This is a genomic window from Streptomyces sp. NPDC006314, from assembly GCF_040613075.1.
Classification (GTDB): Bacteria; Actinomycetota; Actinomycetes; order Streptomycetales; family Streptomycetaceae; genus Streptomyces.
On sequence record NZ_JBEXRL010000015.1, the window covers coordinates 56,371 to 68,849 of the forward strand.

Consider the following 12,479-nt stretch of genomic DNA (forward strand, 5'->3'; position numbering starts at 1 on the left):
CGTTAACACGCAGGCAACTTCACGGAAGCGGTACCGATATACGGACGCGGGAGGCTGAACAGCGTACGGCCGTGCGGGTGCCGTGAACGGGCCGGGGTGCGCCATGTCACCCCGGCCCGTTGCCGTTCCCTCGGGACTCCTCCGGCTCCTTGGGTGGCACCGCCCCCGGCGCGGAGCGCCCGGCCGGCATGGTCTCCTCCGCGAAGTGGCACGCCGAGTCGTGGGCCGCCGGCCCGGACGTGAGGCGGAAGCCGGCGGGGACCGCCAGGGCCGGGACCTCCAGGGCGCAGCGCTCCCGGGCCTTCCAGCAGCGGGTGCGGAAGCGGCAGCCGGAGGGGATGTCCGCCGGGGACGGCACGTCGCCGGTGAGGATGATCCGCTCGCGGTGTTCGCGGGCCGCCGGGTCGGGGACCGGGACGGCCGACAGCAGCGCCTGGGTGTAGGGGTGCGTGGGGTGGTCGTAGATCTCGGCGTCCCGCCCGATCTCCACGATCCGGCCCAGGTACATCACCCCCACCCGGTCCGAGATGTGCCGGACGATCGACAGGTCGTGCGCGATGAAGACGTAGGAGAGGTCGAACTCCGCCTGGAGCCGGTCCAGGAGATTGATCACCTGGGCCTGGACCGAGACGTCCAGGGCGGACACCGGCTCGTCGGCGACGATGATCTCCGGGCGCAGCGCCAACCCGCGTGCGATGCCGATGCGCTGGCGCTGGCCGCCGGAGAACTGGTGCGGATAGCGGTTGATGTAGTCCGGGTCGAGGCCGACCACGTCCAGCAGCTCCCGCACCCTGCGGCGCCGGTCGCCCTTGGGCGCGACGTCGGGGTGGATGTCGTACGGCTCCCCCACGATGTCACCCACGGTCATGCGCGGGTTGAGAGAGGTGTACGGGTCCTGGAAGACCATCTGGATGTTCCGGCGGACGGCCTTCAGGGCCCTGCCGGACAGCTTGGTGATGTCCTCGCCCTTGAACCTGATGGACCCCGCGGTCGGCCGCTCCAGGTTGCAGAGCAACTTGGCGACCGTCGACTTGCCGCAGCCCGACTCGCCGACGATCCCCAGGGTTTCGCCCTTGCCGAGCGTGAAGTCGACACCGTCGACCGCCTTCACCGCGCCGACCTGTCTCTTGAACAGGATGCCCCGCGTCAGCGGGTAGTGCTTGACGAGGCCGCTGACCTCCAGGATCGGCTCAGTGGTCGTGGCCATGCAGGCACTCCCTCCAGAAGTGGCAGGCGCTGCCCCGCTCCCCGGGCACCTCGTACAGCGGAGGTTCGTCGGTGCGGCAGACGTCCCGGGCCATCGGGCAGCGCGGGTGGAAGGAGCAGCCCGGCGGGAGGTGCGTCAGGTTCGGCGGGAGGCCCTTGATGGCGTACAGCTCCTGCCCCTTCTGGTCCAGACGCGGGATGGAGTCCAGCAGACCGCGGGTGTAGGGGTGGGCCGGCGCCTTGTAGATGTCGTGCACGGGCGCGGACTCGACGATCCTCCCCCCGTACATCACCGCGATCCGGTCGGCGACGTCCGCGACGACACCCAGGTCATGGGTGATCAGGATCAGCCCCATGCGGTACTCGCGCTGCAACTCCGCGAGCAGGTCCATGACCTGGGCCTGCACGGTGACGTCCAGGGCGGTGGTGGGCTCGTCGGCGATGATGAGCGCCGGCTCCAGCGCCAGCGCCATGGCGATCATGATGCGCTGGCGCATACCGCCGGAGAACTGGTGCGGATAGTCCCGCACCCGCTGCGCGGCCGCCGGGATGCGCACCCGGTCCATCAGCTCCACCGCCCTGGCCCGCGCGTCCTTCCTCGACATGCCCCGGTGCACGACGAACATCTCGCCGAGCTGATCCCCCACGCAGAGCACGGGGTTGAGGGCCGACAGCGCGTCCTGGAAGATCATCGCCATCCCGGCGCCCCGGATCTTCCGCCGCCCCTCCTCCTTCAGCGTGAGCAGGTCCTGCCCCTGGAAGAGGATCTGCCCCCCGGTGATCCGCCCGGGCGGCATGTCCAGAATCCCCATCACCGTCTGGGCGGTCACCGACTTTCCCGATCCGGACTCGCCGAGCACCGCCAGCGTCTCCCCCGCGTCGACCGCGTAGCTCACCCCGTTGACGGCTCGGGCGACCCCGTCCCGGGTGTGGAACTCCACGTGCAGATCACGCACTTCGAGCAGCACGGCACCGTCACCTCAGCTTCGGGTCGAGGGCGTCGCGCACCGCGTCGCCGAGCATGATGAAGGCCAGCACCGTGATCGCCAGCGCCCCCGAGGGCCACAGCAGGGCGTGCGGGGCGTTGCGGATGTAGGGGGATGCGGCGGAGATGTCGATACCCCAGGAGACGCTGGGCGGTTTGAGGCCGACGCCGAGGTAGGACAGGGTCGCCTCCAGGGCGATGTAGGTGCCGAGTGCGATGGTCGCGACGACGATCACGGGCGCCACGGCGTTCGGGGCGATGTGCCTGAGCAGGATGCGGGAGTCGGAGGCGCCGAGGGCGCGGGCCGCCTGGACGTAGTCGTTGTGCTTGGCGGTGATGACCGAGCCGCGTGCGATGCGGGAGATCTGCGGCCAGCCGAGCAGCACCATGAACCCGATGACCGGCCAGACCGTGTTGCTGGTCACCACGGAGAGCAGGACGAGACCGCCGAGGACGACAGGGATGGCGAAGAAGATGTCGGTGACGCGGGAGAGGACCGAGTCCCCTGTCCCGCCGAAGTAGCCCGCGAGTCCGCCGAGGACCGACCCGAAGACCGCGACGCCGAGCGTGGCCAGCACGCCGACCATGACGGAGGTACGGGCGCCGTAGACGGTGCGCGTGTAGACGTTGCAGCCCTGGCCGTCGTAGCCGAAGGGAGCGCCCGGTCCCGGGCCGTCCTGGGCCTTGGACAGGTCGCACTCCAGGGGACTGCCGGAGGCGAGCGCCGAGGGCCACAGGGAGACGAAGACCAGGAAGAGGATGACCAGGGCGGAGACGAGGAAGACCGGATTGCGGCGCAGGTCCCGCCAGGCGTCGGACCACAGGGAGCGGGGCTTGCCGGCGGGACCCGTGCCCTGCGGACCGCCAGGGGTCTTCTCCAGGGTGACGGCCTCGCTCGCGCCCAGGTCCATCGCGCCGCCCATGCCCGTGCCGGCGATCGCGCGCTCGGGCTCGTACGGCTGTTCAGGCATAGCGGATCCTCGGGTCGAGTACGGCGTAGAGCAGGTCCACGAGCAGGTTGGCGACCAGGAAGACCAGCACGAGCACGGTCACGAAGCCCACGACCGTCTGGGTGTTCTGCCGAAGGATGCCCTGGTAGAGCTGGTAGCCGACGCCGTGGATGTTGAAGATCCGCTCGGTGACGATCGCGCCGCCCATCAGCGCGCCGATGTCGGTGCCGATGAAGGTGACCACGGGGATCAGGGAGTTGCGCAGCAGGTGCCGGGTGATGACCCGGCGCCGGGGCAGGCCCTTGGCGATCGCCGTGCGGACGTAGTCGGACCGCTTGTTCTCCGCGATGGAGGTACGGGTCAGCCGGGTGACGTAGGCGAGCGAGACGGAGGCGAGGACCAGGCCGGGCACGATCAGCTCGCCGAAGGCCGCGTCCGGGGAGACGGAGGGCCTGACCCAGGCCCACGCGACGCCGAGCAGCAGCTGGAGCAGCAGACCGGTGACGAAGGTGGGGAGGGAGATCACGACCAGCGTCAGCAACAGGACGGCGGTGTCGACGGGCCGGCCGCGGCGCAGGCCCGTGACGACTCCGAGCATGATGCCGATGACGATCTCGAAGAGGACGGCCACGATGGTCAGCCGGATGGTGACGGGGAACGCCGTCGACATCAGCTCGGTGACCGGCTGGCCGTTGAACGCCGTACCGAAGTCGCCGGTGAAGACGTTCCCCATATAGGTCAGGTATTGCTGCCACAGCGGCTTGTCGAGGCCGAAGTCCTTCTTCAGCTGAGCGGCCGTCGCCGGGTCGCACGCGCGCTCGCCGCACAGGCCCGCGACGGGGTCGCCCATCACGTTCACCATGAGGAAGATCAGCAGGGTCGCCCCGGCGAACACCGGGATCATCTGGAGCAGTCGCCGGACGACATAGCGTCCCATGGCGGCTCAGCTGACCTTGATCTCGTTGTAGACGGGGACGCTGAAGGGGTTGAGCGCCACGTCGGACAGCCGCTCGGAGTATCCCGCGCTGCCGTTCTGGTACCAGAGCGGGATGGCCGTCATGTTGTCGCGGACCACCTCCTCGGCCTTCTGGAAGGTGGAGACCACCTTGGCCGTGTCGGTCTCCGCGTTGGCCTGGTCGACGAGCTTGTCGAAGTCCTTGTTCGACCACTTGCCGTCATTGGAGGAGGCGTCGGTGTAGTAGAGCGGCTGGAGGAAGTTCTGGATGAGCGGGTAGTCCATCTGCCAGCCCGCCCGGAACGGGCCGCTCATCTTGTGCTGTCCGATCTGGTTGCGGAAGTCCGCGAAGGTGCCGACCGGGTTGCCGACGCAGGCCTTGCCGTTGCCGAGGGCGTTGTTGATGGAGTGGCACACGGCGTCCACCCACTCCCTGTGCGAGCCCGTGTCCGCGTTGTACGTGATCCTGACCTGGCCGCCGGGGATCCCGCCGCCTTCCTTGACCAGCTTCTTGGCCTGGCTCGGGTCGTAGTCGCAGGCCTTGCCGCACAGGCCGTCCTTGAAGCCGCCGGCCGTGCCGAGCACGGGCGAGGTCCAGTCGGTGGCCGGGGTGCGGGTCTTGTCGAAGAGCGTGTCGGTGATCTGCTTGCGGTTGATCGCCATGGACAGGCCGGTGCGGACCTTCTCCGCGCCCGGCTTGCTCCACGCCTTGTCGTAGTAGGGGAAGGCGAGGGTCTGGGTGATGCCGGCGGGGGTGTTGAGGTAGCGGTCGCCGAGGTCGTTCCTGACGTTCTTCAGCTGTGCGGCGGGGACGTCGTCGACGAGGTCGAGGTTGCCGGCCATCAGGTCGGTGTAGGCGGTGTTGTTGTCGGTGTAGACCTTCAGGGTCACGCCGCCGTTCCGCGCCTTGTCCTCGCCAGGGTAGCCGTCCCACTTCCTCAGGGACATCTGCGAGCCCTTCGTATAGGACTCGATGGTGTAGGGGCCGTTGCCGACCGGCTTCTTCAGCCAGGCCGCGTGGTCGGTGAAGAACGCGCGGGGCAGCGGCGCGAAGGCCGCGTAGCCGAGGGTGTCGGGGAAGCTGGAGAACTTCTGGTTGAGCCTGACGGTGAAGGTGAGGTCGTCCACGACCTTCAGCCCGGACAGTGTGTCGGCGCTCTGCCTGCCGTCGGCGGGGTGGACCTTGTCGTACCCGTCGATGTAGCCGAAGAAGAGGGCGTTCTTCTGGTTGTTCCTCAGGCTCGCCCCGTAGTTCCAGGCGTCCACGAAGGACCGGGCGGTCACCTTCTCGCCGTTGGAGAAGGTCCAGCCGTCCTTGAGCTTGATGGTGAAGGTCCGCGAGTCCTCGGTGTCGATGGACCGGGCGAGCCAGTTCTGGGCCTTGCCGCTCTTCGGGTCGTACTTCTTCAGCCCCCGGAAGATCATGTCCAGGACCTTGCCGCCCTGCACCTCGTTGGTGTTGGCCGGCTCCAGCGGGTTCTGCGGGTCACCCCAGGAGGAGCTGAGCACCGCGCCGCCGTTGCCGCCGCCGCTGCTCGAGCCGCCGCCTCCGCAGCCCGTGGCCGCGAGCGCCACCGCCACCGCACCGGCGGCCCATCGGGCGTGCGTGACTCCACGCATGGCGTGCCTCCTCCATGAGCATTGATCACTACCGATCAATATCGACCCATACCGCGCATAGCGCATACCCGCTGCCCGATTGAGGGGCCTTTAGAGGGACACGTCATCCGAATGCAGTCACCGTCCGCCCGACGCCTCGATGATCTTGTGCAGCGAGTGCAACAGATCGCCGCGCAGCGATACCGAAACGTTGGAATGAGGCGTTCCGATGTACGCATTTCGACACACGACCGTCCGCATATCGAACTCCTTGCCCGATTGGTCCAGTTAGTCCGATGTGAAGCACGGATTGATTACAGCGCGCTACCCGCGTAGCTACGGATTGGTCAAGTCGCGGCAAAGAACGTAAAGAGAAACCCAAGCCGATCGAGAATTTATTGACCTTGAACGAATTACGTTGAAAAAGTCCGGCGTAGCCCGTAGGGGAGCGCCCTGCGGAGTCATCAGACCCTCCCTTGGGCCAGGAGCACCATGACCCCCCCAACTCCATCTGCGGCTGCCCCGCTTGAGGTGACCGACGAGACCGTCGAGAAGTCGACCGCTTCGGACGGCCCGAAGGGCAGTGAAGGCCGCTCTCCGGGACGGCTCGCCTGGAAGCGCTTCAAGCGCGACAAGACGGGCGTCATATCCGCCTATGTCGTGATCTTCTTCTTCGTGATCGCGATCGCGGCACCACTGATAGCGAAGCTGTACGGCAAGGACCCGTACACCACCTACGCGAGCCAGGACCCGGGCCTGCTCAACGCGTTCTCCTACCCCGCGGGCCCCAACGGCGGCATGAGCTCGGAGTTCTGGTTCGGTATCGAGCCGCAGCTGGGCCGGGACGTCTTCACGTTCCTGCTGTACGCCATCCGCAACTCGCTGGGCCTCGCCTTCGCCGCCACCCTGCTCACGATGATCCTCGGCGTCCTGGTCGGTGTGACGGCGGGCTACCTGGGCGGCAGGGTCGACTACTTCGTCGGCCGGGTCATCGACACCATGCTGTCGTTCCCGTCCACCCTCTTCATCATCGCCTTCCTGCCGGTCGTCTTCGGTCTCTTCGTCGCCGCCGACGAGAACATCCCGACAGGCCTGCGCGCCGTCTCCCTGATCATCGTGCTGGCGTTCTTCGGCTGGGCGCCCATCGCGCGTCTGCTGCGCGGCCAGGTACTCGGTCTGCGTGAGCGGGAGTTCGTCGAGGCGGCCAAGGTCACGGGCGCGTCACCCATGCGCATCGTGTTCAAGGAACTGCTGCCCAACCTGTGGACGCCGATCCTGATCCAGTCCACGCTGATGCTCCCCGCGTACGTGACCGCGGAGGCGGGTCTGGCCTTCCTCGGTGTCGGCATGCTCGACCCGACCCCGGACTGGGGCGTCATGATCCAGCGCGGCGCGCAGTTCTACACCGAGGACATCACCTTCATGCTCTTCCCGGGCCTGGCCATGGTGATCTTCGTCCTCGCCTTCAACCTCCTCGGTGACTCGGTGCGCGACGCGCTCGACCCGAAGTCAAAGCGGTAATCCACGTCCCACCCCGGCCCGGTTCGACGACGACCGGCTGGTCCCGTCTGTTCCGATCGATTCAAGAGGCAGGCTCAGCATGTCTTTTTCCCGTAGAAACTTCCTGATCGCCACCGGTGTGGCGGCGGCCTCGACCTCTGTGCTGAGTGCCTGCAGCAACGGCGACGGCAAGGGCTCGTCGGGCAAGGTCCCCACGGTCAGCGGCAGCAAGACCGTCAAGATCGACGTCGGCACCAAGGCCGACTCGACCGGGCCGGCACCCGAGGTCACCGGTGCCGTCAAGGGCGGGACGATCTGGTCGCTCGACTCGTTCGACATGGACCACCTGGACCCGGCGCAGATCTACAACTCGACCGAGGCGGCCATCACCGTCCCGATCCTGCGCGGTCTGACCGGCTACAAGATCGACGACAAGGGCGGCGCCATCCTCGTCGGCGACCTCGCCACGGACGCCGGCACCATGAAGGACGGCGGCAAGACCTGGTCCTTCACCCTGAAGGACGGCCTCAAGTGGGAGGACGGGTCCGAGATCACCATGGACGACGTCCGCCACACCTACGAGCGTCTCTTCGCCTCCTTCATCACCGAGGGCCCGCGCTACATCCAGAACTGGCTGGAGGGCGGCAAGGGCTACAAGGGCCCCTACGGCGGCAAGCACCTCGACTCCATCGAGATCTCGGGCAAGACCGTCACCTTCCACCTCAACGAGCCGCGCGGTGACTTCAACTTCACCCTCGCCATGCGCGGCTACGCCCTGGTGTCCAAGAAGCACGACACCAAGGAGAAGTACGACAAGCGTCCGTTCTCCAGCGGTCCGTACAAGATCGACAGCCGTCAGCCGGGCAAGTCGCTGACCTACGTGCGCAACGAGCACTGGGACCCGAAGACGGACTCGATCCGCAACGCCTACCCGGACAAGTTCGTCTTCCAGTTCGGCTTCCAGAGCCTGGCGTCCACCGACCGCTACATCGCGGACAGGGACAACGACCGGTACACGGTGTCGATCTTCAACGAGGTCGCTCCCGAGCGCGTCGCCCAGGTCCTCACCAACGCGAAGTACAAGCAGCGCATCCTCACCGAGGTCGACACGGCCACCTACTACTGGCCGATCAACACCCGGCGGATCACCGACCCGAAGGTCCGCCAGGCCATCAACTACGCCTGGCCGGTGCAGCAGCTGCAGACCATCCGCGGCGGCGCGGCCACCAGCGAGATCGCCACCACGATCTTCAGCCCGGTGACCCCCGGTTACCACAAGTTCGACCTGTACGGGAAGCTCCAGAAGGGCGGCGGCGACCCCGTCAAGGCCAAGGCCCTGCTGAAGGAGGCCGGCAAGGTCGGCCAGAAGCTGGTCATCGCCTACCAGCAGTCGGACAACTCCGTGAAGCAGGCCGTCGCGATCAAGAACGCGCTGGAGGCCGCCGGCTTCGAAGTTGTCAACAAGCAGGTCGACAAGTCGACCTTCTACAGCCAGATCAGCAAGCTCGACAACGGCTACGACATGTTCGCCGCGGGCTGGAGCCCGGACTGGCCGGCCGGTTACTCGGTGTTCTTCCCGTGCTGGGAGGGCAGCCAGGTCGTGGACGGCGGCACCAACTGGGCGCAGCTGAAGAACACCAGCGTCGACAAGGCGATCGCCGCGGCCTCCAAGATCGGGGACCCGGACAAGGCCAACAAGGCCTGGGGCGACATCGACCGCCAGATCATGGAGCTGGCGGCCTGTGTCCCGGACTACCACCCCATCCGCAACTGGATGTACGGCTCCAAGGTCGGCCACGTGGTCTACGACAGCGCCAACACCTGCATCGCGCTCTGCAAGCTGTACGCGAAGAAGTAAGCACGCTCGACCCCTCGGGGGCGGTCACGACCTGACCGCCCCCTCCGCCCCCCTCACCCCGGCGACGGCGCCCCGTCCGGAAAGTCACGCCCCATGTTCCGCTTCCTTGTCCGCCGAGTCATCGGCGCGCTGGTCATCCTGTTGATCATCAGCGCCGTCACCTTCTGGCTCTTCTACGCCGTGCCGCGTGACCCCGCCATGATGTCCTGCGGCAAGAACTGCACCAAGCCCATGCTGGAGCAGGTGCGGCACAACCTGGGCATCGACCACCCGATCCCCGTCCAGTACTGGTACTGGCTCAAGGGCATCTTCGTCGGGCGGGACTACGGGAGTTTCGGGCACTGCAACGCGCCGTGCCTCGGCTACTCCTTCGCCAACCGCGAGCCCGTGCTCGGCACCATCCTGGACCGGCTGCCGCTCACGCTCTCGCTGGCCCTCGGTTCGGCCGTCGTCTTCCTGATCTTCGGTGTCGGCGCCGGCATGATCGCCGCTGTCAAGCAGGGCAAGTGGCAGGACAAGGTGGCCAGCTCGACCTCGCTGGTCGCCTCCTCGCTGCAGATCTACTTCATCGGTTACATCGCGATGTACTTCCTCGTCGCGAAGCTCGACGTCCTCGACAACCCGTCGTACACGCCGCTCACCGAGAATCCGGGCGCCTGGGCCTCCGGTCTGCTCCTGCCCTGGCTGGTGCTGGCCCTGATCTGGACCGCCAACTACACCCGTATGACCCGCTCCCAGCTGGTCGAGACGCTCAGCGAGGACTACGTCCGCACGGCCCGGGCCAAGGGCCTGTCCGGCCGCAACGTCTTCTTCCGGTTCGCCTGGCGCGGCGCGATGGGTCCGATCGTCACCATCTTCGGCATCGACCTCGCCACCCTCATCGGCGGCGCGATGATCACCGAGTACACCTTCAGCCTTCAGGGTGTGGGCCGGCTCGCGGTGGACTCCGTGGACAAGAGCGACCTGCCCATGCTGCTCGGCGTGACCATGCTGTCCGCCGGCGCCATCGTGTTCTTCAACATCGTCGTCGACGCCGTCTACGCCCTCATCGACCCGCGGATCCGGCTCGCCTGACCTCCGCCCCACCCCCGACCTCTCGCATCACCCCCAGGAGCGTCCCCGTGACGAGCACCGATCAGCAGCCGTTCCTCTCCATCAAGGACCTCAAGGTCCACTTCTCCACCGAGGACGGCATCGTCAAGGCCGTCGACGGGCTCAGCTTCGATCTGGCCAAGGGCCAGACGCTCGGCATCGTGGGCGAGTCGGGTTCCGGCAAGTCGGTCACGAACCTGACGATCCTGGGCCTGCACGACCGCGACCGCACCGCTATCGAGGGCGAGATCCTCCTCGACGGCCAGGAGCTGCTCACGGCTTCCGAAAGGGAGCTGGAGCGGCTGCGGGGCAACAAGATGTCCATGATCTTCCAGGACGCGCTGGCCTCGCTGTCGCCGTACCACACCATCGGCACGCAGATCGGCGAGACCTACCGCAAGCACACGGGCTGCTCCAGGTCCGAGGCACGCAAGCGCGCCGTCGAGATGCTGCGCCGGGTCGGCATCCCGCAGCCGGACATGCGGGTCGACGACTACCCGCACCAGTTCTCCGGCGGTATGCGCCAGCGCGCGATGATCGCGATGGCGCTGGTCTGTGACCCCGAGCTGCTGGTCGCGGACGAGCCGACGACGGCCCTCGACGTGACCGTCCAGGCGCAGATCATGGACCTGCTCAAGGACCTCCAGCAGGAGTTCGGCACCGCCATCATCTTCATCACCCACGACCTCGGCGTCATCGCCGACATCGCGGACGACGTGCTGGTGATGTACGGCGGCCGGTGCGTGGAGCGCGGCACGAAGGAGGAGGTGCTGCGCGACCCGCAGCACCCCTACACCGTGGGCCTGCTCAACTCGATGCCGAGCCTGACCGGGCCGGTGGACGTGCCGCTGACGCCGATCCCCGGTTCGCCGCCCTCGCTGCTCAACCCGCCGACCGGCTGCCGCTTCCACCCGCGGTGTTTCTTCACCGAGAAGGTCGCGGGCGGGCTGTGCTCCAGCGAGCGCCCGCTGCTGGACGTGATCGACGGCCGCGGCTCCGCCTGCCACCTGACCTCGGAGCAGAAGCGGGAACTCTTCGCCGACTTCGCCGGAACCCGGCACAACTGACGGACACGAGACGGGACTTCACGATCATGAGCAACACGAACCCCCTCCTGGACGTCTCCGGGCTGACCAAGCACTTCCCGATCAAGGGCGGTTTCCCGATCCGCCGTACCGTCGGCGCGGTGCAGGCCGTCGACGGCCTCGACTTCCAGGTGTCCGAGGGCGAGAGCCTGGGCCTGGTCGGCGAGTCGGGCTGCGGCAAGTCGACCACGGGCCGGCTGATCACGCGCCTGATGGAGCCGACCAGCGGCAAGATCCTCTACCGCGGTCAGGACATCACGCACGCGGGCCGCAGGCAGCTGGCGCCGATCCGCTCCGAGATCCAGATGATCTTCCAGGACCCGTACGCCTCGCTGAACCCGCGGCAGACGGTCGGCAAGATCATCTCCGGTCCGATGGAGATCAACGGCATCCACCCGGCCGGGGGCCGCGAGAACCGCGTCCGCGAACTCCTCGAGATCGTCGGCCTCAACCCCGAGCACTACAACCGCTTCCCGCACGAGTTCTCCGGCGGCCAGCGTCAGCGCATCGGCGTCGCCCGCGCGCTCGCCCTGGAGCCGAAGCTGATCGTGGCCGACGAGCCGGTCTCGGCCCTGGACGTCTCCATCCAGGCCCAGGTCGTGAACCTGCTCCAGAAGGTGCAGCGGGAACTCGGCATCGCGTTCGTGTTCATCGCCCACGACCTCGCGATCGTGCGGCACTTCTCACAGCGCGTGGCGGTCATGTACCTCGGTAAGATCGTCGAGATCGCCGACCGCGAGGATCTGTACGGCAACCCGCGCCACCCGTACACGCGGGCCCTGCTGTCCGCCGTGCCCGAGGCCACGGTGGACGAGGAGCCGCGTGAGCGCATCCGCCTGACCGGCGATGTGCCCTCCCCCATCAACCCGCCCTCCGGCTGCCGCTTCCGCACCCGCTGCTGGAAGGCGACGGAGAAGTGCGCGACGGAGGCGCCGCCGCTGGTCCAGGTGGAGGGCAACAAGCCCGGCCACCTGACGGCGTGCCACTACCCTGAGACGGCGGACACCGTTCCGGCCCCCCGTCTCTCCAAGGACCCCGAGGCGGCGGTCTGACACACCCCTTTCCGTCAGCCGCCCCCTTGCGGAACGGACTTCTCGGCCCATTGACCCGAGCCCATGAACGTCCGGTCCAGGGGACAGAAGGCCCGCGTCTCCCCGGACGCGGGCCTTCGCCGTGTCCGGGCACTCCGCTCGCTCTGCGCAAGGGCACCGGAACCAGGCGGGAGTTGAGAGTTGAGAATCCCTCATGA

Annotated in this window: 10 protein-coding genes; 5 read left to right on the plus strand and 5 right to left on the minus strand. The window is 67.5% G+C overall.

The genetic code is table 11. The features are described 5' to 3' along the window. Positions 1-106 precede the first annotated feature (106 nt). Genes ABZ079_RS25630 through ABZ079_RS25650 form a run of 5 tightly spaced genes read right to left on the minus strand, consistent with a single transcriptional unit; the run spans position 107 to position 5,716 of the window. Positions 107-1,207, minus strand: a complete 1,101-nt coding sequence (locus tag ABZ079_RS25630; protein ID WP_356941780.1) for a dipeptide ABC transporter ATP-binding protein — start codon at positions 1,205-1,207, stop codon at positions 107-109. Then, a complete protein-coding gene (locus tag ABZ079_RS25635) occupies positions 1,191-2,174 on the minus strand; it encodes an ABC transporter ATP-binding protein (protein WP_356941781.1) in 984 nt (327 codons plus the stop codon). Before ABZ079_RS25635 ends, ABZ079_RS25630 begins: the two co-directional genes overlap by 17 nt. Before the next feature lie 7 nt (positions 2,175-2,181). After that, positions 2,182-3,162, minus strand: coding sequence for an ABC transporter permease (locus ABZ079_RS25640; RefSeq protein WP_356941782.1), 981 nt, complete (start codon positions 3,160-3,162; stop codon positions 2,182-2,184). Further along, positions 3,155-4,078 (minus strand): ABC transporter permease, encoded by a 924-nt coding sequence (locus tag ABZ079_RS25645; protein ID WP_356941783.1) that lies wholly within the window; start codon positions 4,076-4,078, stop codon positions 3,155-3,157. Before ABZ079_RS25645 ends, ABZ079_RS25640 begins: the two co-directional genes overlap by 8 nt. A 6-nt stretch (positions 4,079-4,084) precedes the next feature. After that, positions 4,085-5,716, minus strand: coding sequence for an ABC transporter substrate-binding protein (locus ABZ079_RS25650; protein ID WP_356941784.1), 1,632 nt, complete (start codon positions 5,714-5,716; stop codon positions 4,085-4,087). Positions 5,717-6,226: 510 nt separating this feature from the next. Between ABZ079_RS25650 and ABZ079_RS25655 the strand changes: the two genes are divergently transcribed. From ABZ079_RS25655 to ABZ079_RS25675, 5 genes are all read left to right on the plus strand, one after another. Beyond that, a complete protein-coding gene (locus ABZ079_RS25655; RefSeq protein WP_356941785.1) occupies positions 6,227-7,216 on the plus strand; it encodes an ABC transporter permease in 990 nt (329 codons plus the stop codon). 79 nt (positions 7,217-7,295) lie between these two features. Then, entirely contained in the window at positions 7,296-9,053 is a 1,758-nt protein-coding gene (locus ABZ079_RS25660; protein WP_356941786.1) for an ABC transporter substrate-binding protein, read from the plus strand. Between the two features lie 93 nt (positions 9,054-9,146). Then, entirely contained in the window at positions 9,147-10,127 is a 981-nt protein-coding gene (locus ABZ079_RS25665) for an ABC transporter permease (RefSeq protein WP_356941787.1), read from the plus strand. Positions 10,128-10,174: 47 nt separating this feature from the next. Beyond that, a complete protein-coding gene (locus ABZ079_RS25670; RefSeq protein ID WP_356941788.1) occupies positions 10,175-11,212 on the plus strand; it encodes an ABC transporter ATP-binding protein in 1,038 nt (345 codons plus the stop codon). A 26-nt stretch (positions 11,213-11,238) separates the two neighbouring features. Then, the gene (locus ABZ079_RS25675) at positions 11,239-12,282 is read left to right on the plus strand and encodes a dipeptide ABC transporter ATP-binding protein (protein ID WP_356941789.1); all 1,044 of its coding nucleotides are present in this window, start codon (positions 11,239-11,241) and stop codon (positions 12,280-12,282) included. Positions 12,283-12,479: the final 197 nt, after the last annotated feature.